The 21,119-nt window shown below is 65.2% G+C and carries 21 protein-coding genes and 3 pseudogenes; 14 read left to right on the top strand and 10 right to left on the bottom strand.

Annotation, left to right across the window (positions count from 1 at the left end; translation table 11 throughout):
* The 3 genes and pseudogenes from WU80_RS00720 to WU80_RS00710 all read right to left on the bottom strand — a co-directional run.
* Positions 1–284, bottom strand: a pseudogene (locus WU80_RS00720) (amidohydrolase); the annotation flags it as partial.
* A gap of 231 nt (positions 285–515) precedes the next feature.
* Positions 516–1,400, bottom strand: coding sequence for an NAD(P)-dependent oxidoreductase (locus WU80_RS00715; RefSeq protein WP_055405386.1), 885 nt, complete (start codon positions 1,398–1,400; stop codon positions 516–518).
* Between the two features lie 9 nt (positions 1,401–1,409).
* Positions 1,410–1,787 carry a carboxymuconolactone decarboxylase family protein gene (locus WU80_RS00710; protein WP_055405385.1) on the bottom strand — a complete coding sequence of 126 codons (378 nt, stop codon included), beginning with the start codon at positions 1,785–1,787 and terminating at the stop codon, positions 1,410–1,412.
* A 189-nt stretch (positions 1,788–1,976) separates the two neighbouring features.
* On the opposite strand from WU80_RS00710, the pseudogene WU80_RS25175 reads away from it, so the two are divergent.
* The 3 genes and pseudogenes from WU80_RS25175 to WU80_RS00700 form a co-directional block, all read left to right on the top strand.
* A pseudogene (locus WU80_RS25175) lies at positions 1,977–2,111 on the top strand (nitroreductase); the annotation flags it as partial.
* A 106-nt stretch (positions 2,112–2,217) separates the two neighbouring features.
* Complete coding sequence (locus WU80_RS00705) at positions 2,218–3,228, top strand: acyl-CoA dehydrogenase family protein (RefSeq protein WP_055405384.1); 1,011 nt, start codon at positions 2,218–2,220, stop codon at positions 3,226–3,228.
* The gene (locus tag WU80_RS00700; protein WP_055405383.1) at positions 3,212–4,387 is read left to right on the top strand and encodes an acyl-CoA dehydrogenase family protein; all 1,176 of its coding nucleotides are present in this window, start codon (positions 3,212–3,214) and stop codon (positions 4,385–4,387) included. The genes WU80_RS00705 and WU80_RS00700 overlap by 17 nt, the downstream gene beginning before the upstream one ends.
* A 22-nt stretch (positions 4,388–4,409) precedes the next feature.
* On the opposite strand, the gene WU80_RS00695 is transcribed toward WU80_RS00700, so the two are convergent.
* From WU80_RS00695 to WU80_RS00670, 6 genes are all read right to left on the bottom strand, one after another.
* Positions 4,410–4,982: a hypothetical protein gene (locus WU80_RS00695; RefSeq protein WP_055405382.1), complete on the bottom strand. Its 573-nt coding sequence runs from the start codon at positions 4,980–4,982 to the stop codon at positions 4,410–4,412.
* Entirely contained in the window at positions 4,979–5,845 is an 867-nt protein-coding gene (locus tag WU80_RS00690) for a hypothetical protein (RefSeq protein ID WP_055405381.1), read from the bottom strand. The genes WU80_RS00695 and WU80_RS00690 overlap by 4 nt, the downstream gene beginning before the upstream one ends.
* Positions 5,846–5,900: 55 nt before the next feature.
* Positions 5,901–6,344: a hypothetical protein gene (locus tag WU80_RS00685; protein WP_197281331.1), complete on the bottom strand. Its 444-nt coding sequence runs from the start codon at positions 6,342–6,344 to the stop codon at positions 5,901–5,903.
* A gap of 113 nt (positions 6,345–6,457) precedes the next feature.
* Positions 6,458–7,822, bottom strand: a complete 1,365-nt coding sequence (locus tag WU80_RS00680; protein ID WP_055405379.1) for a cytochrome P450 — start codon at positions 7,820–7,822, stop codon at positions 6,458–6,460.
* 43 nt (positions 7,823–7,865) lie between these two features.
* Positions 7,866–8,066, bottom strand: coding sequence for a ferredoxin (locus tag WU80_RS00675; protein ID WP_055405378.1), 201 nt, complete (start codon positions 8,064–8,066; stop codon positions 7,866–7,868).
* 56 nt (positions 8,067–8,122) lie between these two features.
* Positions 8,123–8,824, bottom strand: a complete 702-nt coding sequence (locus WU80_RS00670; RefSeq protein WP_055405713.1) for an SDR family NAD(P)-dependent oxidoreductase — start codon at positions 8,822–8,824, stop codon at positions 8,123–8,125.
* A gap of 280 nt (positions 8,825–9,104) precedes the next feature.
* Here WU80_RS00670 and WU80_RS00665 point away from each other — a divergent pair.
* The 11 genes and pseudogenes from WU80_RS00665 to WU80_RS00620 all read left to right on the top strand — a co-directional run.
* Positions 9,105–9,329: pseudogene (locus WU80_RS00665) on the top strand (aldehyde dehydrogenase); the annotation flags it as partial.
* Entirely contained in the window at positions 9,329–10,534 is a 1,206-nt protein-coding gene (locus WU80_RS00660; protein WP_055400318.1) for a CaiB/BaiF CoA-transferase family protein, read from the top strand. The pseudogene WU80_RS00665 and the gene WU80_RS00660, both read left to right, overlap by 1 nt.
* 242 nt (positions 10,535–10,776) lie before the next feature.
* Entirely contained in the window at positions 10,777–10,923 is a 147-nt protein-coding gene (locus WU80_RS25735; protein WP_156349438.1) for a hypothetical protein, read from the top strand.
* A 5-nt stretch (positions 10,924–10,928) separates the two neighbouring features.
* Positions 10,929–11,747, top strand: a complete 819-nt coding sequence (locus WU80_RS00655; RefSeq protein ID WP_055400316.1) for an ABC transporter permease — start codon at positions 10,929–10,931, stop codon at positions 11,745–11,747.
* A 9-nt stretch (positions 11,748–11,756) separates the two neighbouring features.
* Positions 11,757–12,602, top strand: coding sequence for an ABC transporter permease (locus tag WU80_RS00650; RefSeq protein ID WP_055400314.1), 846 nt, complete (start codon positions 11,757–11,759; stop codon positions 12,600–12,602).
* Positions 12,603–12,621: 19 nt separating this feature from the next.
* Positions 12,622–13,884: an MCE family protein gene (locus WU80_RS00645; protein WP_055400313.1), complete on the top strand. Its 1,263-nt coding sequence runs from the start codon at positions 12,622–12,624 to the stop codon at positions 13,882–13,884.
* Positions 13,881–14,903, top strand: a complete 1,023-nt coding sequence (locus WU80_RS00640) for an MCE family protein (protein ID WP_055400311.1) — start codon at positions 13,881–13,883, stop codon at positions 14,901–14,903. The genes WU80_RS00645 and WU80_RS00640 overlap by 4 nt, the downstream gene beginning before the upstream one ends.
* Positions 14,903–16,021 (top strand): MCE family protein, encoded by a 1,119-nt coding sequence (locus WU80_RS00635; RefSeq protein ID WP_055400339.1) that lies wholly within the window; start codon positions 14,903–14,905, stop codon positions 16,019–16,021. Before WU80_RS00640 ends, WU80_RS00635 begins: the two co-directional genes overlap by 1 nt.
* On the top strand, positions 16,018–17,433 hold the full coding sequence (locus WU80_RS00630; RefSeq protein ID WP_055400309.1) for an MCE family protein: 1,416 nt from the start codon (positions 16,018–16,020) through the stop codon (positions 17,431–17,433). Before WU80_RS00635 ends, WU80_RS00630 begins: the two co-directional genes overlap by 4 nt.
* Entirely contained in the window at positions 17,430–18,722 is a 1,293-nt protein-coding gene (locus WU80_RS00625; protein WP_055405712.1) for an MCE family protein, read from the top strand. Before WU80_RS00630 ends, WU80_RS00625 begins: the two co-directional genes overlap by 4 nt.
* Positions 18,723–20,480: an MCE family protein gene (locus WU80_RS00620; RefSeq protein ID WP_055400306.1), complete on the top strand. Its 1,758-nt coding sequence runs from the start codon at positions 18,723–18,725 to the stop codon at positions 20,478–20,480.
* 55 nt (positions 20,481–20,535) lie between these two features.
* Here WU80_RS00620 and WU80_RS00615 read toward each other — a convergent pair whose 3' ends face one another.
* Positions 20,536–21,057 carry a hypothetical protein gene (locus tag WU80_RS00615; protein ID WP_055400304.1) on the bottom strand — a complete coding sequence of 174 codons (522 nt, stop codon included), beginning with the start codon at positions 21,055–21,057 and terminating at the stop codon, positions 20,536–20,538.
* Between the last annotated feature and the right edge of the window lie 62 nt (positions 21,058–21,119).

Genomic DNA, 21,119 nt, shown 5'->3' with positions numbered 1-21,119 from the left:
AGATGTGTATAAGAGACAGGCACCGCGATGTCGACGCCGCGCTTCGAAAAGAGTTCGCTGGCAACGAATTCCGGGTCCGAGCCGGGGTACTGGCGGTCCGGGCCCTCGGTGTCGGGCGCGTATTCACCGCCCGGTGCCCCGTACCAGTCCATCTCGTAATCGGGGAAGCCGCGGCTCTTGAACGGCTCGCGCAGGGTCTCCCGCAGCGCCTTGTTGGACGGAAAGAAGATGTGCACGCTCGCGTCGATGAGCGGTGTGCGGGTTCCGTCGGCGTGTTCGATCACGAAGGCCATCCATCGGCAGTCGAAGCGACCCCACTCGGGTCATATGATAGATAATCTAACATTTTCTTCAGCGGTCCATCAATGTGTTTCCCGTAAGCGTTTCGTTTAACCATCGTCCCTGGTGGAGGGCACTTTCGCAGTTAGCGTGCAAGTATCGTTCTTAAATCGGAATAATACCATTCTCGTCGTCGCGACCGCAGGTCCGGCGCCGGTCGAAGCGCGCCGACGGACTTACTCGTTCGGGCTGCCCACGGTCACCCCGGCGGCCTTCTCGAAAGGTTTGATCACCGCGGTGAAGTCGGAATCGGCGCCCTGGTCATCCGCGGTCCGCTCCCAGAGGCGGGCGATGGTTGCGGCGACGTCCGTCGGCACGCCGAGCGCCTCCGCCTCCTCCAGATACAGGCGCACGTCCTTGACCATCAACCCGGTGGCAAACCCGTAGTCGAAGGTCCGCGGGAGGATCGCGCGGGGGAATTTGTCGCGGCTCGCGCTGGTCGCGCCCGAGCCGGCGTTGAGCACCTCGATCATCACGCCGGGGTCGAGACCGGCCTTGACGCCCATCACGACGACCTCTGCGGTGGCGGCCAGGACGTTGGCCGCCAGGATGTTGTTGGCCAGCTTCATCGTCTGCGCCGAGCCGGGTTTGGGCCCGACGTAGAAGGGCCGGCCGATCACCGCGAGTGTGGTTCGCACAGCGTCGAATTCGGCGCGCGGGCCGGACACCATGACCGCGAGCGCGCCCTTCTCCGCTCCGCCGACCCCGCCGCTGACCGGACTGTCGAGTGCCGCGATGTTTCGCTCGGCGAGTCGGTCATGGATCTGCACGGCGGTGCGGCTGCCGACGGTGGACAGGTCGACATAGCGCTTGACCCGCGCCCCCTCGAGAACGCGCGTCGCGACCTCGAGCGAGGCGAGCGGCGTCGGGAGGCTGGCCATTACGGTTTCGGTACGGTCGGCGACTTCCTTCGGTGACGACGCGGCGCGCGCGCCGAGGTCGACGATGCGCCGCAGCGCCGCCTCGCGGGTGTCGAAGGCGACGACCTCATGGCTTTCCTGAATCAGGCGGCGCGCCATGGGAAAGCCCATGTTGCCGAGCCCGATGAATCCCACCTCCACGACGCGGCCCTAGTCCCCTAGCTCGGCGAAGGCCTCGCGCGCGATGCGGAAGCTGTCGACGGCCGCCGGCACCCCGGCGTAGATCGCCACCTGCAGGAAGATCTCGCGGATCTCCTCGCGGCTGACGCCGTTGGTCAACGCCGCCTTGACGTGCGTGCGTAATTCGTTCGGCCGGTTCAACACCGAGATCATCGCCAGGTTGAGCATGCTGCGCGTCTTCCGGGGCAGCTCTTCGCGACCCCAGATGGCTCCCCAGCAGTATTCGGTGACGAGATCCTGTAGCGGCCTGGTGAAGTCGTCCGCGTCGGCCAGGGCGCGGTTGACGTACTCCTCGCCGAGCACCTCGGAGCGGACGTGCAGTCCCCGCTGGTAGGTTTCGCGATCCAATGGTCTTCTCCTTCGTCGTGGAGGCGTCGGCGCTTGTAATCGCCCCGAGCGCAGTCTTCCATCGCGGCCCTTGCCGCGCGGTCTACAGTCGAGGGTCAATGCACCTTGTTCGAGCTTTCGCGGGCTCACACCACATCCGCCCCGGACTCGCCGTCGACCAATTCAGCTGTCCCCCTTCAGATTCGCGCGGTGATCGGAGCAAGCGCTGACGTCCGGGAAGTGATGTCGACGGCGCGGACCATCCGACGTTTCACCGACGAGCCGGTCGACGACGCGACGCTGGCGCGCCGCCCGGAGGCGGCCAGGTGGGCGACCTCGGGCGCGCGGTGTCACCTGCGGCTGGTGAGCCCATGACCGTATTCCGAGATTATTACTTTCACATCGGAGAATGTTATTCTCGCAATGGCGGTGACGACAGGAGGCGGCGCGGATGCTGTTGGAATTCGATGCTGATCAGCGGCTGTGGCAGAGCACCGTGCGCGACGCCGTCGCCAAGCAGTGCCCGCCCTCGCTGGTCCGGAGCGTGGCCGAGGACAAGGGCGACCCAACGCCCCGCTGGGAAGGATTGTGGAAGGCCTACGTCGACCAGGGTTGGACCGAGCTGAATGACCCCGAGAGCACGGTGGAGCTCGCCATCATCCTCGAGGAACTGGGGCACGCCACCGATCCCACCCCATTCCTGGCGACGATGAGTCAGTTCGCGCCGCTGGCGGCCGAGCACTTCGATCCGCACCAGTCGGGCACCGCCGTGTACGCCGGTGTCGTGGCGCACCGGGACGCCGAGGGTTGGGTGCTGGACGGGACCGCGCGCCATGTGCTCGACGGCGATCGGGTCGACCGGCTGGCGGTGGTGACCGACGCCGGGGTGTTCCTCGCCGGGGCCAATCAGGTAACCGCCCGGCGGGTCGCGGTGTTCGACCCCGTCCTGCACGTCGCCGACTTGTCGTTCAACGAAGTCCGCGTACCCGACACCGCCCGCCTCGCCGTCGATTGCGAGCGCGCGAGGCATATTGCCTTGACGGGCATGGCGATCACGATGGTCGGCGCCTGCCAACGGATCCTCGATCTGGCGCTCGAACACGTGCGTAGCCGTCAGCAGTTCGGTGTGCCGATCGGCTCGTTCCAGGCCGTCCAGCACAAGGCGGCCGACATGCACGTCGCGGTGGAACGCGCCCGCGCGCTTGCGTACTTCGCTGCGCTGACGATCGCCGCCAACGATCCGCGCCGCCGGCTGGCGGCGGCGATGGCCAAGGCGTCGGCGGGGGAATGCCAGTCGCTGGTGTTCCGGCACGGCCTACAGCTGCATGGCGCAATGGGATTCACGTGGGAGAACGATCTGCAGTTCGCGCTGAAGCGGGCCAAAGCGGGTGAGCTGATGCTCGGCGGCGCGGCCGAGCACCGGGCGCGGATCGCGGAGGAATACCGTGCAGCTGACTTTTGATTCCGACGTCGAGGAGTTCCGGGCCGAGTTTTCGGCGTTCCTCGACGAAAACCTGCCCCCCGCAAGCGAAACGCTCGAGCGACCGCGCTCCGTCTCGCACATGCCGCAGTGGGCGCGCGACTGGCAGCGGCTGCTGTTCGACAACGGCTGGCTGCTGCCGAGCCAGCCGCCGGAGTTCGGCGGCCGCAACGCGACGGTCATCCAGCAGTTCGTTTACCTCGAGGAACTCAGCCGCCGACGGATCTACCACAGCTTCAACCCGCAGGGCGTGAATATCGTTGCCGCTTCGCTGTTGTCGTTCGGAAGCGACGAGCAGAAGCGGCGCTGGGCCGTGCCCATCCTGCGGGCCGAGATCACCGCGTCGCTGGGGATGAGCGAACCCAGCGCGGGCTCCGATTTGGCGTCGCTGCGCACGCGCGCGGTGCTGGACGGTGATCACTTCGTGGTTAACGGGCAGAAGGTGTGGACCTCGGGCGCCCACGATGCCGACGTCCTGCTGACGTTCGTTCGGACCAATCCAGATGTGCCGAAACACAAGGGAATCAGCGTGCTGATCATCTCCACCGACACCCCCGGTGTGGTGCGCCGGCCGTTCCCGTCGATCTGCGGTGCCGACGACCTGGATTTCAATGAGGTCTTCTTCACCGATGTCCGCGTGCCGGCGGAGAATCTGGTCGGTGAACTCGACCAGGGCTGGCGGGTCGCCAACGGTTCGCTGGGCCACGAACGCACGATGATGTGGCTGGGTTTCGCCGATCGACTCGACAACATGATCGACGACTTCCACCCCAGCACGGAGGTCGAGCGCGATCAGTACGCCAGCACGATCATGGACAAGCAGGCGCTGCGGCTGCTGGGTTCAGTGGCCCTGGCCCGCGCCGCGCGCGGCGAAGATGACGTGGCGGCGATCTCGGTCCTGAAGCTGCTCGGATCCGAGGCCGAGCTGCGCGGCATGGAGCTCGCGCTCACGTCGGCGGGATCCGACGGGCTCGTCCATCCCGGGCTGACGGGGCCGTACGCGCACATGAACCTCGACCACTACTTCGCCAGTTGGTTCGAGCGCTACGCCCGCAGCTTCTCCGGCACGATCGCCGGGGGCACCTCGGAGATCCAGCGCAACATCATCGCCCAACGGGTGCTCGGGCTCCCGCGAGGCTAGCCGCCCCGGGCAACGCGGCTGGCTAGACCGGGTCGAATTTGGTGATCAGCCACTGGCCGTTGACCCGGGCCAGACTCACCAGCACGCTGCTGGACGCCATCGCGGGGTCGGGGTTGTCCTTGCTGGTGGTGCTCTGGTCGACCAGCACCAGCACGACCGCCGAGTCGGGCCGCAACTCCGAGACCGCGGCGCCTATCACCCGGGCGCTGGTTTTCAGCGACTTCTGTTTGGCCGCCGGAGCGACGATCTGGTCGGTGAACTGGTTGTAGTACGACAGGAAATCGCCGGACAGGTGCGTCTTGGCGGCGGCGAAGTCCTTGTCGAGGGTGTCGGGCGAATACGACAGCAAGGCGACCGTTCCGTCGGACGCCGCGCTTACGACCGTGTTCGCGACGCGGGTGTCGGTTTGTTTATCGGGCCGGTATTGCTTGAAATACAGCCAGGTCGCCACGCCACCGGAAATCAACAGCAGTGAAATCAGGATGACGGGAACGGCTTTCACTTGCCGCCGCGCGCGAGGCTCGCTGCTTTCACCGCGGTCGGTCTGTTCGGCAGAGTCGTCGGCGGTGTCGGTGCTCTGCTTGTCCTCGCTCATGGGATGAACTCCACGTTGGACATCTTGTATTGCCCGGCTTCGTCTTTGACGGTCACCTTGAGTCGCCAATTGCGCGGTTCGTCTTTGGCGCCCGCTGCGTTGGTGATGTGCGATGTCGCCGCGACGAGAACCAACGCGAAATCCCCGTTTATGGATTGCACGGCCGCCGCATTCACGGTTCCCTGCGTGACCACTTTGGACTGCTCGACGACGGTCGTGAAATCCTTTGCACGGGCCTGGAAGTCGTCCCGGAACTGGCCGGTCGAGCTGTCGATCACCCGCTGGACATCCTCCTTAGCCTTGTTGAAGTCCATAGAGGTCAAGTTGACGACACCCTGGCGGGCCCCCGCGATGAAGTTCGCGGCGCGCTGATTGCGCTCGACGGTTTCATGGCGGTTCCACATCATGTATCCGCTGGCCGCGGTGAAGGCAACGATGAGCACGATGGCGGCCGCTTTCCACGCCGCCGACAGCGATGGCAGGTGCAGCCGCCGCCGGGACCGTGCGGGCTCGGCCTCCGATTCCGCGTCTTCCGGGGGCTCGTCGGACGCTTCCTCCTCGGTCTGCGGTTCGTCGCCATCCGTGGCTTCGACAGTTTGGGTGACGTCGTCCTCGATCTCCGCTTCGGCGGTGCCGGTTGCGTCCTGGCCGGCGTCGGGCGATTTGTCCTCGCCGGCTTCGGCGGCCGCAGCGTCCTCGGCCGCCTGCGCTTCGCGGCGGAGCCGGGCGGCACGAGCGCGGGCGCGCGCCGCGGCGGCCAGCGCTTCGGCTTCGGCTGCCTCGGCCTCGGCTTCCTCGAGTAACGCCTTCACGTCAGTTTTCGAAGTGGCCGAATCGTCCCGCGTTTTCTTTGCCTCAGCCATCGTGCTTACTGCCCGCAGCCCTCATGATCAACCGACTCCTGTACCTCTCACGCGGCTACCATCGCACGAGCGAGAAGGGCCAACTGCTGGTGCCCCCCGGTCCGCCGCCGCAGCCGGTGTCGAACGTCGAGTCGACTTGACCCGCCAGCGTCACCGCATCCCACGAGTACACGTCGTGCGAGGGAAAGAACTGGACCACGCAGCGCACACCGTCGGGCACATCAACGGACAGGGTGTAGCGGCCGTTGGACAGACGGGCGTCTCCCCGGTAGGGCGCCGCTTGCCCGTTGGGCTGCGGAGTTGCGTACACGCTCACGCATTCCGGCTCCGGGTGGGCGCACGGGTTGATCGACCAAATCCAGCTGTGGCCGGGGTCCCGGGTCGTGTCCACCCTGTAGTTGGCATACGGCATGCCCGCGTGGGCGCTGGGCGGGACAGTCAGCGCGACCATGGCAAGCGCAAGGCTCACTGCGAAAGTCTTCACCGATGCGTCTCCCATCTCTGCATACGCGCTTGGCCCAAATATAGGGTGCGGCCACCGTGAACATGGCTACTCGTAATAATTGGCGCCGTCGGCGTCCGGCTGTCGCCGGGGTGAAGTCGCGCGCCCACCTAGTCGATAACCGCGGCTTCCTTGCGTTCGGTGATCGGCCTGGCGAGCTCTTGTTCGTCGCAGATGCGCTGCAGCTTCTCCAGCGTCGCGTCCAGGCCCTCGCCGATTTTTCGGCCGGGGGTGAAGGTGGCCGGCAACTTGCGCATGCCCTGGATGACGCCGATGGTCTCGTAGTGAACGGTGCCCTCGGGGTCGCACTTGTAGTCGGGTATCCGGTCCAGAACCGCGGTCAGCATGGATTTGAACACGGTGCGTGCCACGTTCGATCCGGCGCACCGGTGCACGCCCAATCCGAAGCTGAAGTGGCGGTTGCCTTTACGGTCCAGGACGATGTCGTCCGGGTCGTGGAACACCGCCGGGTCGCGGTTGGCCATCGCCCAGGAAATCCATAGGCGCTCCCCCTCTTTGAATCGCGTGCCGTCGAGTTCGACGTCGTCGGAGAATGTCCGGCCGTCGCCGGGCGCGGGGGTGAAGTAACGCAGGAATTCCTCGGTCGCGGGGTCCAGCAGCGTCTTGCGTTGCTCGCTGAGCAGTTCGCGTTCGGCGGGATGCTCGGAGAGCCATTCCAGCGAGTGGGCGGTCAGCGCGGTGGTGGTGTCGAATCCACCCCCGATGACCAGGCCGAGGTTGCCGAGGATCTCCAGATCCGGGGCGGGCTCGCCGTCGATGCGCATCTGCAGCAGCGCGTTGACGATTCCAGGCCGCGGGTTCTCGCGAATCTCGATCATGGTGTTGACCATGTCGAGCCCCATCTGGCGGTGCATCTCGGTGACGCGCTCGATGTCCGGGGAGTGCTCGGGGGTGTAGACCGCGGCGTGCACCGGCTCGCTGTACATGTTCCACTTCTTCAGCGGAATGCCCAGCATGGCCAGCGTCAGGACGGCCGGCACGATGTTGGCCAGGTCGTCGACGAAGTCGATCCTGCCCTCCTCGATCTTCTCGTCCAGGCAGGCGCGCGTCACGTCGTCGATGAAGGGTTCCCAGCGCTTGACTGCGGCGGGCGACAGGTAGGGGTTGAGCACCGTGCGATAGATGCGGTGCTCGGGTTCGTCCATCTCGAGGATGCCGCCCCGGACCGCGCTGACGCGGCTGGCGGTGGGGATCGAAATGCCTTTATAGCCGCGGCGTTCCCCGTGGATGTCGTGATCGTTGGACACCGCGGGGCAGCGGGCCAGCTCGAAGACCTCGTGGCTGCCGGCCGCGACCCAGTGCCCGCCGTAAGTGTCACTCCATGCCATCGGGCACTTGGCGTGCATCTCCTTGGTGATCGCCTTGAACTGCGACCGGTACTCCGGCGAATGCCGGTCGAAGTGGAAGGTGTTTTTCTTGCGGTCGCTGCCGCTGACGACGTCGTCGACACTCAACGCTCTGTCTCCCTACGTGTTTCGTCGGTCAGTATCTGCCGGCTCAGGCGTCGTCGGTGATGATGATGGCCTGCTCCGGGCAGGATTGCGCGGCTTCACGAACCTGGTCCTGCCGATCTTCCGGCACCACTTCGTCGACCGCGGACGAGCTGCCGTCGATGTCGCTGAGCTCGAACGACTCCGGCGCGATCATCGCGCACAGGGTGTGGCCCTGACAGCGCTCCGGATCAACCCAGACCTTCACGGTGTCTCCTTGCGGTGGTTCGTTGGGGCTCGAGTACGTAGCCGAGGCCGGACGGCTCAGGTGTTGCGCCCGCCGTTGACGCCCAAGATCTGCCCGGTGATGTAGCCGGCTTCCTCGGATATCAGGAAGGCGCAGGCCGCCGCGATGTCTTCCGGCCTGCCGATCCGGCGGACAGGCGTTCGGGCGATGGTTTCGTCGATGTCGCCCAGGAATCCCTTCTCCGCCGCGGCGCGCAGCATCGGGGTGTCGATGAAACCGGGTGGCACGGCGTTGACGGTGATGCCGCTGGGGCCGTATTCGAGTGCCAGGGATTTGGTGAGCCCGTTGACGGCGGACTTGGCCGCCACGTAGTGACTCATGTAGGGCGCGCCGGAATGCGTGCTCGACGACGAGATGTTGACGATCCGCCCCCACTTCGCCTCGAGCATGTCGGGCAACACCGCCTGGATGGTGTGGAAGACCCCGTTGAGGTTGACGTCGATCACCCGCTGCCAGTCGTCGAAGGTGATGTTGTTGAAGCGCTTGAATCCGTCCAGCCCGGCCGCGTTGACGAGCACGGTGACCGGCCCGAGCTGGGCGCGGATCGCCGCCAGGGCGGCATCCACCTGCGATCGGTTGGTGACGTCCGCGGTGAAAGAGTGGTCGTCGTCCGAGGGCCGGAGGTCGATCGTGGCGACGTCCAGCCCGTCGGCGCGCAGCCGTTGCACGACGGCAAGACCGATGCCGGACCCGCCACCGGTGACCACCGCAGTCTTCACGTTGAGACCTTTACTCCCGAGGTGACCGTCTCAGCCACAAAGAATCTCGCTTACAATTATGAGAACCTTACTCTCAGGCCGAAGCGGCGTGCAACACACTCGGGAAACCGTGTTTGGCCTGCGTCAAACTGCGTTGTCCGGCGCCCCGCTTGCGGTTGCGGCGCTGGTCAGTGGCCCGGTCCCATTCCTGAGAGTTTCTTGAATTATCGAGACTCGAATGTAAGATTCGCCGGGAAGGAGAATGAAATTATCGTGACCGTCACCACATTAGGGAGTGCGGATGCCGGCCCAGAACACGGCAGAGCCTGCGATCACCGCGAGCATTGAGAACGCCGCGCCCGAGTCACCCGTCGACCGCCGGCTCTTGATCGGTGGCCGACTGGTCGCCACCGACAGGACGTTCCCGTCCAGCAATCCCGCGACCGGCGCCGTCATCGGGTACGCCCCTGACGGGGAGTTCCTGGAGCGCAAGACGTTTGCGGTGCCGGCGGCGGTGGCCCGGGCATGAGGCCGCTGGAGGGGATCCGCGTCCTGGAAGTGGCCATGTACGGCTTCGTCCCTTCGGCCGGCGCCGTGCTCGCCGAGTGGGGCGCGGACGTGGTCAAGGTCGAGCACGCGGTGACGGGCGACCCCCAGCGCGGACTGCGCCAGACCGGCATGCTGCGCGTCGAGGGCGACCCGAACCCCAACATCGAGCACGCCAACCGGGGCAAGCGCAGCATCGGCCTGGACATGTCCGTGCCCGAGGGCAAGGAGGTGCTCTACGAGCTTGCCCGCCGGGCCGATGTGTTCTTGACCAGTTTTCTTCCCGCTCACCGGAAGAAATTCGGCATCGACGTCGAGGACATTCGTACGGTCAACCCGAAAATCGTCTACGCCCGCGGGAGCGCGCTCGGTCCGCGCGGCCCCGAGTCAGAAAAGGGCGGCTACGACATGACCGCGTTCTGGTGCAGGGCCGGAACCGCCGCGACCATCACCCCGGCGGGAATGCCCGGCATGATCGCGCCCCCCGGCCCGGCCTACGGCGACACCATCTCAGGCACCAACCTCGCCGGCGGCATCGCGGCGGCGCTGCTCAAGCGCGAACGCACCGGCGACCCGTCGGTCGTCGATGTGTCGCTGCTGGGCAGTGGCTTCTGGGCGATGGGCCACACGGTCGCGCTGACAAAGCACTTGGGACAGCGGATGGAAGCGCCGCCGCCGGGCGTGCACGGCGCTCCGAACAATCCGTTGGTGGGCCTGTACACCACCTCCGACGGCCGCTACATCTCGTTCGTGATGATGCAGCCCACCAAGTTCTGGGCCGACGTCTGCCGGCATGTCGACCTGCCTGAGCTGGCCGATGATCCCCGCTTCGTCACCGTGGAATCGATCGCCGCGAACACCGCGGACGCCGTGGAGATGCTGACGAAGGCGATCGCGACCCGCACGCTGGCCGAGTGGAGCGAACGCTTCGCCACGCTCGCCGGGCCGTGGGCCCCGGTGCAGGACACCCTGCAGGCCGCGGACGACGCGCAGATTCGGGCGAACGACTACCTGGTGCGCGCGGGCGAGCTGGAACTGGTCGCCAACCCGGTCCAGTTCGACGTGGCGGCGCCGCAGACCGGTCCCGCGCCCGGCTTCGCCGAGCAGACCGACGAGATCCTGATGGAACTCGGGCTGGACTGGGATCGAATCATCGAACTGAAGACGGCCGGCGCCGTCACTTGAGTACGACAGCGACCGGAGGTGTCCCACATGTTCGAGCCAACCGTCGCGCCGGTTGCGACCAAGCTGCCCCGGATAAGCGGTGTGCTGATGGCTTGTCGGATAACGGTTATGCGTTTTCCATTCCGCCCGGACTCGGCATGAGTCATAATCGCCGGACGCTTCAAGACATGGGGCCCCACGTTTTGATGCGGCGACTCACGCAACAGAACGGAGGGCCTGGCGTGAGGATGGACAGTGCTGTCATGCCCGACGAGGTCGCTGAATTCGGGCTGCCGACTGGGCTTTTCACCGTCGACCGCTCGCCCTCTTGGCTGTTGCTTGAGCCGAATCTACCGCAGCACGCGGCGCACAACAAGACCATCGGTCTCATAACTCAGGAAAGGGTTTGAGGCCGATGGCAACCAGGGGAGCAGACCGCTGGTCGGCGGGATTGCCTCAGCTGAAACTGAAATGGGACATTTCGGGGCCCATGCAGGCCGTCGGAGCCTTATTCGCGATGTCGGCCGATGCGGTCAAGTTCGCATTCCGCCGACCGTTCCAGTGGCGCGAGTTCTTGGAGCAGTCCTGGTTTGTCGCGCGAGTGTCGCTGGCCCCCACCTTGTTGGTCGCGATCCCGTTCACCGTCCTCGTCAGCTTCACGCTCAACATCCTCCTGCGGGAACTGGGCGCCGCGGACCTATCGGGTGCGGGCGCCGCGTTCGGTGCGGTCACCCAGCTCGGACCACTGGTCACGGTGCTGATCGTGGCGGGCGCGGGAGCCACCGCGATGTGTGCAGACCTGGGGGCGCGAACAATTCGCGAGGAAATCGACGCGATGGAAGTGCTGGGCATCAACCCGGTGCAACGGCTCGTCACCCCGCGCATGCTGGCCTCCGGGTTGGTCGCCTTCCTGCTGAACAGCCTCGTCGTCATCATCGGCGTGCTGGGCGGCTACGTCTTTTCGGTGTTCGTGCAGGACGTCAACCCCGGCGCTTTCGCCGCGGGCATCACCTTGCTCACCGGCGTGCCCGAGGTCATCATTTCGTGCGTCAAGGCAGCGCTTTTCGGCCTTATCGCGGGCTTGGTCGCCTGCTATCGGGGTCTGTCGATCACCGGCGGGGGCGCCAAAGCCGTTGGCAACGCGGTCAATGAAACCGTGGTTTATGCCTTCATGTCCCTGTTCGTCGTCAACGTGGTCGTCACCGCGATCGGCATCAAGATGACGGCGAAGTAGGGGCTGCCAATGGCGCTGAGGGCCGCATACCCGCGTTTGTTCCGCCAATTCGAGAGGCCGGTCGCCTCGTTGGGCCGGATTGGCGACCACACCCTGTTCTACGGCAAGGCACTCGCCGGGGTGCCGTTCGCGGCCACCCACTACACGCGCGAGGTCGTTCGGCTGGTGGCCGAGATCAGCATGGGCGCGGGCACTTTGGCGATGATCGGCGGCACCGTGGTGATCGTCGGCTTCCTGACGCTGGCGGCGGGCGGCACCCTGGCCATTCAGGGTTACACCTCGCTGGGCAACATCGGGATCGAGGCGCTGACGGGCTTTCTGGCCGCGTTCATCAACGTGCGCATCGCGGCGCCGGTGGTTGCCGGGATCGGCCTGGCGGCGACCTTCGGCGCCGGGGTGACCGCTCAGCTGGGCGCCATGCGGATCAACGAGGAAGTCGACGCGCTGGAAAGCATGGCCATTCGGCCGGTTTCGTACTTGGTCAGCACCAGGATCCTGGCGGGAATGATGGCGATCACGCCGCTGTACAGCATCGCCGTGATCCTATCGTTTTTGGCCAGTCAGTTCACCACGACGTTCCTGCTCGGTCAGTCGCAGGGGCTGTACCAGCACTACTTCAACACGTTCCTGAACCCGATAGACCTGTTGTGGTCGTTCCTGCAGGCCATCCTGATGGCGCTCACCATCCTGCTGATCCACACGTACTACGGCTATTTCGCCTCCGGCGGGCCGGCCGGTGTCGGCAACGCGACCGGCAACGCCGTGCGCACCTCGCTGATCGTCGTGGTGTCGGTAACGCTGTTGGTCTCGCTGTCTATCTACGGTACGAACGGCAACTTCAACCTGTCCGGTTAGTAAAGGAGGTGAAAGGGCAGTGACGCAGAGTGTGCCAGCGGGTCGCGGCGCCGTCGGCGGCCGGCACCCGCGCGCCGGTCACGCCCGGCCACCGGTCGGACGCAACTACCTGCCGCCCCTGCTCGGGTTGGCCACGGTTCTCATCATTGGCGTGATTTTCGCCGTGGCGGTCGGTCTGTTTCAGGGCTCCTTCACCGAAACCGTGCCGGTGACGGTGATCTCGCAACGAGCCGGCCTTGTCATGAATCCCGACGCCAAGGTCAAGATGCGCGGCGTGCAGGTGGGCAAGGTCTCCTCGATCGAGCCGCTGCCCAACGGCGAGGCCGCCATTCATCTGGCGATGGACCCGTCGCAATTGCGCTTCATCCCAAGCAACGTGCTCGTCGACATCGCGTCGTCGACAGTGTTCGGCGCGAAGTCCGTCCAGCTGGTGGAGCCCGCCCAGCCCGCGGCCCAGCGTCTGCACGGGGGCCAGACGCTGCAAGGCCAGCACGTCATGGTCGAAATCAATACCGTGTTCCAGCAACTGGTTTCGGTGCTCAGCCACATCGACCCGCCCAAGCTCAACGAGTCACTGGGCGCCCTCGCCCAAGCGTTCAGCGGGCGGGGCCCACAGCTTGGTCAGTCGCTGAGCGACCTGGATTCGTTCCTGGCCAAACTGGAGCCGAGCCTGCCCGCGTTCCGTCATGACTTCTCGGTCTTACCGGCGGTAGCCAACGCCTATGCCGACGCGGCACCCGACCTAGTGAAGACCGCGGCCAACGCGACCCGAATCAGCAAGACGATTGTCGATGAGCAGCACAACCTGGATGCGTTGCTGATCAGCACGATCGGCTTGGCCGACATCGGCAACGACGTCCTGTCGACGAACCGCCAACCGCTGACGGACGTCATGCATCTGTTGGTGCCAACCACCGATCTGACCAATGAGTACAACCCCGCGCTTACCTGCGCTTTTGGCGGACTCGTACGCCTATCGCACGCGGCGCCACTGTCGGAACCCAGTATCAACATCTCGGCGAGTCTCGTCTGGGGTGCCGAACGTTATCGGTATCCGACGAACCTGCCCAAGGTTGCGGCGACGGGCGGTCCGCGCTGCGTGGGTCTGCCGTCGCTGCCGTTCAATACGGCTCCCCCGCAGCTGATTGCCGACATCGGCGCGGACCCGGTGGTGTACGGAAATCCGCAGCTGATGATCAATTCCGATCTGCTCAAAGAGCTGCTGTACGGACCGATCGCCGGACCGCCGCGCAACTCCGCCCAGATCGGACAACCGGGATGAGAACACGCGCCACGCTGGTCAAATTCACGATCTTCGCGATCGTGATGGCGACGCTGACCGCCTTCCTGTTCTTCATCTTCGGCCAGTACCGGACGGGTGCGACGAACGGGTATTCGGCGGTGTTCACCGATGTTTCGCGTCTCAAGCCGGGGCAGTCGGTGCGGGTCGCCGGGATCCGGGTCGGCACCGTCAACGGCGTCTCTCTGCAGCCGGACAAGAAAGTCGTGGTGAAGTTCGACGTCGACCGCAACATCGTCTTGACGGAGGGCTCCCGGGCGGCGGTCCGCTACCTGAACCTGGTGGGCGACCGCTACCTCGAACTCGTCGATGGCCCGGGCTCGACCAAGCGGCTGCCGGCCGGCGGGCAGATCCCCGTCAACCGGACGGCGCCAGCGCTAGACCTCGATCTGCTACTCGGTGGACTCAAACCCGTCACCCAAGGCCTGAATGCGCGTGACGTCAACGCGTTGACCGCGGGATTGTTACAGGTTTTCCAGGGGCAGGGCGGGACCCTCGACTCGCTGTTCGCCAAGACGACGTCGTTCTCAAACGCTCTGGCCGACAACGATCAAACCGTGCAGCAACTGATCGACAACCTCAACATCGTGATCGGCACGGTTTCCAAAGACGGCAAACAGTTCTCTGGCACGATCGATCGACTCGAGCAGCTTGTCAGCGGCCTGTCGAATGACCGCGACACGATCGGCTCCGCCATCGACGCCTTGGACAAGGGAACCGCGTCATTGGCGGATCTGCTTGCCGAGGCCCGCCCGCCGCTGTCTGGCACAGTAGCTCAGCTGAATCGGCTGGCGCCGATTCTCGACGGCGACAGGGACCGCCTCGACGGCGCACTTCAGAAGGCGCCGAAGAACTACCGCAAGCTGGTCCGGCTGGGCGTGAACGGCGCCACCATCCCGTACTACCTCTGCCAGTTCGGGATCCGCGGCACAGATCTTCAGGGCAAGACAGTGCGCGCCAACATCTATCGGTCAGATGCAGGAAGGTGCACGGAACCCTGATGCTCAAGTATCGCGGAGCTCAGCTCGTCAAGCCTGGCTTCATCGGCGTCATCCTGGCGGTGATGGTCATCCTGGTCGGCCTGTCACCCGACCGATTCATCCAGTGGGCGACGATGGTCAGGTACCAGGCGCTGTTCACCGAGGCCGGCGGCCTTGCGAAGGGCAATCCGGTAATCGTGTCGGGGATGAAGGTCGGCACGGTGTCGGACGTGAAGCTGCGGCACGGCGACGCTCTGGTGACGTTCGCGATGAAGGGCAACGTCCTGCTCGGCTCGGAAACGTCCGCCCACATCCGCACGGGCACGCTGCTCGGCGAGCGCATGCTGACGGTGGAGTCCGCCGGCACCGGCACGATGCACCCGATGGCTCTCATCCCCGTCTCGCGCACCTCTTCTCCGTACTCGCTGACGGAAGCGGTCAGCGACTTCACGTCGGATACGGCCGGCACCAACACCGCCGCGCTGAATCAATCGTTGGACACGCTGGCGGCCACGCTCGACCAGATCGCACCCCAAATGGGGCCGGCCTTCGACGCGCTCACCCGGCTATCGCGAACCCTCAACAGCCGCAACAAGAACCTGGGCGAGTTATTTAAAAGCGCCAGTGATGTCACCGGGATACTTTCCGAACGCAGCATGCAGGTCAACAAGCTCATCCTCAACTCCGATTCCCTGCTCCAAGTGCTGGTCGCACGCCGGCAAGAGATCGTGGACCTGCTGGCCAACACCTCGGCAGTGGCCAAGCAGCTGACGGGCTTGGTGCACGACAACGAAAGCACCTTGGCGCCAACGCTGGAGAGGCTGAACAGGGTCCTCGCGGTCTTGGAAAAGAACCGCGACAACATCGGCAAGGCGCTGCCGGGCCTCGCCAAATTCCAGATCACGGTCGGTGAGGCCATCGCCGGTATGTACGCCTACCAGGCGTTCGTCCCCAACTTCCTTGTCCCGCAACTTTTCCAGGAGTTCTTCGACTACCTCTGGGGATTCCGCACCTTCGATACTTCAAAGGGTCCGGGCTTCCCGTCACCGGTACCTCGGGCGCTGACCCCCTGGCCGTACAACTCCATTCCGCAGTGCCCTGGCTGCACGTTGGGCGGACGGATCGGGGGATCACAATGACCTCCCGGATTCCGCGCAAGCGGCTGGCGGCCGTCACGGCGGTTGTCTTGGTCGGGCTGACAATTGCCGCCGCCGCCGTGCTCGTCCGTAATACGTTTTTCGGCCCACGAACGATCACCGCCTACTTCACCACCGCCACCGCGATCTATCCCCATGACGAGGTACGGGTCTCGGGCGTCAAAGTCGGCAGCATCAAGTCCATTGCGCCGCAAGGCACCCAGGCCAAAATGGTCCTCACGGTCGACCGCGGCGTGCCCATCCCGGCCGACGCGAAGGCCGTTATCGTCGCCCCGAATCTGGTGGCTTCCCGCTACGTCCAGCTCACGCCGGCTTACCGCGACAGCGGGCCGGTGATGCGCGACGGGGCGGTCATCGGAGTCGAACGGACCGCGGTGCCGGTTGAGTGGGACGAGGTCAAAACCCAATTGATGCGGCTGGCAACGGATTTGGGGCCCAAGAGCGGGGTATCGGGCACGTCGGTGGGCCGATTCATCGACAGCGCCGCCAATGCGCTCGACGGCAACGGCGACAAGCTGCGCCAGACACTCGGTCAATTGTCGGGCGTGGGCCGGATCCTCGCCAACGGCAGCGGCAACATCGTCGACATCATCAAAAACCTGCAGACCTTTGTCGGCGCGCTGCGCGACAGCAACGTCCAGCTCGTGCAGTTCAATGACCGCCTGGCCACGCTCACCAGTGTGGTCAATGACAGCAAATCCGAACTGGACGCGGCTCTGACCGATCTGTCGACGGCGGTCGGCGAGGTGCAGCGATTCATCGCCGGGACTCGCAACCAGACCAGCGAGCAAATCGCCAGGCTGGCCGATGTCACGCAGAACCTGGTCGATCACCACATGGCCCTGGAAAACATTCTGCACGCGGCGCCGAACGCGTTCGGCAACTTCTTCAACGACTACAACGCCGACACCGGAACCATCATCGGAGGATTCGGGCTCATGAATGCGGCGAATCCGACATGGGGCGGTCAGGTTCTGCTGTCCGTACCGGGCTGCACGCAAATCGGCGCCATCGAGAACATCACGGCGGTCGAATCCGGCAAGCTGTGCTCGCTGTTCCTCGGACCCGGACTGCGGCAGACCAACTGGAATAACTCGCCCATTCCCATCAACCCGTTCCTACACAAGTCGATTGACCCGTCCAAGGTTCTCTACACCGAACAGCGCCTGGCGCCCGGCGGCGAGGGTCCGAAACCCGGACCGCCCGAGATCCCGCCCGCGGTGTCGGCCTACACCGGGCTGCCGGGCGATCCGGTCGGCCCCCCGGGGGCGGTGCCGCCGGAGCGGATACCGGGCGCGGCGATGCCGCTGCCGCCCCCGCCTTCGACACCGCCACCACCGCCGGCGCCCAGCGTGTCGGGCATGCTGCTGCCAGACGGAGGGCCACAACAATGAGCGCACGGGTTGCGGCCAAGCGGGTATTCGCCACCGGCTGTTGCGTGGTGGTGACGGCCACGGGATGCGCATTCCACGGCCTGAATTCGCTACCGCTGCCCGGCGCGGTCGGACGCGGGCCAGGGGCCAACATCTACCACGTCGAACTCCCGAATGTCGGTACGATGGAGTCGAATTCGCCGGTGATGATCGATGACGTCGTCGTCGGCAGTGTCGGTGCGATGAAGGTGCAAGGCTGGCACGCGGACGTCGAGATCTCGGTCAAGCGCGATGTGGTGGTCCCAGCCAATGTGGTAGCCACCGTCGGTCAGACGAGCCTGCTGGGCTCGATGCATGTGGAGCTCAATACTCCGCCGGGTCAGCAGGGAAGCGGACGGCTGCAGCCGGGCGCCACCATCCCGCTGAGTCGGTCATCGGCCTACCCGTCGACCGAGCAGACGCTGTCGTCGCTGGGCGCGGTCGTCAACGGCGGTGGACTGGGACAGATCGGGGAGGGCATCCATAACTTCTCGGCCGCCCTGTCCGGGCACGAGGGCGCCGTGCGTGATTTGATTACCCGCCTGGACACGTTCGTCGGGACTTTGGACGACCAGCGCGACGACATCGTCGCCTCCATCCAGGCGCTGAATCGGCTGTCGGCAACGTTCGCCGACCAACGCGACGTTCTTACCGATGCGCTGCGTAAAATACCGCCGGCGCTCGAGGTGTTGACCAGGGAGCGGCCTCGTCTGACGGCCGCCCTGGACCACCTCCGTGTGTTCAGCAACACCGCCAACAGACTGGTCAACGATGCCCAGGCCGATCTGGTCACGAACCTCAAAAACCTGGAGCCGACCATCAAGGCGCTCGCCGACGTCGGACCGGAGTTCGGCGCGGCCATCGCGGGGTCGTTCGTGTTCCCGTTCACTCAGAACTTTGTCGACCGAGCGGTCCGAGGCGACTTCTTCAACCTGCATTTCGACTTCGACCTGACGATTCCCCGGCTTAAGCGAGGACTGATGCTGGGGACGCACTGGGGACAGCTGGATATGCCCGAGCCGCCGGTGCCCGGGGACCCGTATCGCCTGAATTACACACTCGATCCGCTGCATAACCCGCTACGGCCGCCGTGGATCGATCCCAATGCATTACCGCTGCCCCCGCCACCGCCGGGTGCGGTACCCGGACCGGGGCTGGGGAATTATGGACCGCTGCCCGGACCTCCGCCGGCTGCGGCCTCGCCGCCCGACGCGGGTCCTGGTCAGACGCCGGCGCCCGCAGAGGCGCCTGGAACGGGAGCCGGTGGTTAGATGCTGACGCGCTTCGTTCGGATCCAGCTGGCGATCTTCGCGATCGCCGGGACCATTGGCGTGATCGCGATGGTCCTGTTCTACATCCAAGCGCCGACGCTACTGGGCATCGGTCGGATGACGGTGACGCTGGAGCTGCCGGCCACCGGCGGCCTGTATCGGTTCTCCAACGTGACCTATCGTGGAGTTCAGCTCGGCAAGGTCACCGCCGTGGGTTTGACGCCGACCGGCGCCAAAGCGACGCTGTCGCTTAGCACTTCACCCAAGGTCCCGGCGGACTTGACCGCCGAGGTGCTCAGTGTCTCCGCGGTGGGTGAACAGTACGTGGACCTTCGGCCCAGGAACGACTCGCCGCCCTACCTGCACGACGGCTCGGTTATTGCCATGCGCGACACGACAATTCCGCAACCGGTCGCCCCAATGCTCGAGCAGGTCAATGCGTTGGTCCAGAGCATCCCGAAGACCAAACTCGGCCAATTACTCGACGAGTCGTTCCAGGGCTTCAACGGTTCCGGTTACGACCTGGGGTCACTGCTCGACTCGTCACAGACGTTGTCCCGCGACGCCAACGGCGTGGTCGATCGCACCCGGGCCCTCACCGAAGACACCGGGCCGCTGCTGGACAGCCAGGCGCGCACCCTCGATTCGATAAGAACGTGGGCGCGTAGCTTCGCGGGCATTTCGGATACGCTGGTGACCAACGATTCTCACTTCCGCACCATCCTGCAAACGGGTCCGGAGACTGCGAACGAAGCATCCCGGCTTTTCGAACAAATCAAACCGACGCTGCCGGTGTTGCTTGCCAACCTCACCACCATCGGCCAGATCGGCGTCACCTACCATCCCTCGCTCGAGCAGCTGCTCGTATTGCTTCCGTCGGGCGTGGCAATCGAGCAGGCCGCTGCGGGTGAGAACCACCCCGACGGTAGGGCTTACGGTGACTTCGCAGCCACGGTCGAGGATCCACCCATCTGCACGGTCGGCTTCATGCCGCCCAACACATGGCGATCCCCGGACGACCTCACCGACATCGACACACCGGACGGGTTGTATTGCAAACTCCCGCAGGATTCACCGATCGCGGTTCGCGGCGCCCGCAACTACCCCTGCATGGGTCACCCGGGTAAGCGGGCGCCGACCGTCGAAATCTGTAACAGCGACAAGCCGTTCATGCCGCTGGCGATGCGCCAGCACGCCCTCGGTCCCTATCCGCTGGATCCGAATCTACTATCCCAGGGCGTCCCGCCCGATGACCGGATCACCACCAACGACAGGATTTTCGGCCCAGTCGAGGGAACGCCGCTGCCGCCTGGGGCCGTACCGCGCGGCTCACCCGCGGGGCCCCGGGGCGAAAATCCCCCACCGGGCACGGTGGGAGCTGCTGTACCGCCCGTGCCGTCGTCCGGACCCCCTGCGCTGGCGCCCATGTCGAGAATGTCGGCGGACCTTCCGCCCTTCGCGCCACTCGACGTCCCTGCGCCGGGAGAGCTTCCCGCACCGCCCGCTGCGCCAGCACCGCCGCCGGCCCCGCCCGTTCCTTCCGATCCGGCACCGGCAGACACAGCTGGCGGCGGAGGACCCCAGGCTGCGCCAAGCTCGTTCGGAGCCAACGCATCCAAACCCGCGCCCTCGGTCGTGGTGGCAAAGTACGATCCGCGCACCGGTCGTTATATCGGCCCGGACGGGAAGCTGTATCAGCAGTCGGACCTCGTTGCTCCAAAAGCGCCCAGGACGTGGAAGGACATGCTCCCCACCTGAATTCGCCCCGACATGAAGCGGTCGGCAGGGCCGGCCTGCGGCTACGACCGCCCGGTCAGGAGAGCTGGTCTAGGCGCAACGGCATCGTGATATCAAGCCAATTGTTCTGCCCGCAGGCGCCGCTTGGGCCGACCGTCTTGTCCTTGCCCGAGAAGACGCGCGACCCGAGTTGGAATCCACCATTGTCATTCACCGGATAGAAAAAGAAGGCCTGCATCCCGGAAAACGCGGTACCGTCTTCGCACCGCTCCCAGTTCGGCACTTCGTGTTTCACCTTCCACATCTGGCCATCATTCATATACATGGGCGCGCTCCAGCCCTGGTCGCTCGTGACCGTGCCATGGCATTCCTGGGTGGTTTCGCACGTCGAGTTGATGGTCCACACTTGGTAGACCGTCGGTTCGCCGAAGTACTGGTCATTTCTCTGGGCCCAGTCGCCGATGGACGTGGCACGGTAAGTCCCGTTGATCGCCACGTCTTCCTTGGTAATAGCCTTGGCCGTGGATGCAGTGCTCAGACCGCCGAAGGCGGTGAGAGCCACCAGCGTTGCAGTGCTGAGTGCTTTGGCTGGACGCATCGGCTGCTCCTCGAACCGGGTAATCCGAGAGTGCCTGTGGCACCTTTTCGCCGTCGGTTGCG

Origin of the sequence: Mycobacterium sp. UM_11, assembly GCF_001414075.1 — a bacterium.
Classification (GTDB): Bacteria; Actinomycetota; Actinomycetes; order Mycobacteriales; family Mycobacteriaceae; genus Mycobacterium.
The sequence above is the reverse complement of the archived record's forward strand: the minus strand, read 5'-3'. Positions and strand labels throughout refer to the sequence as shown.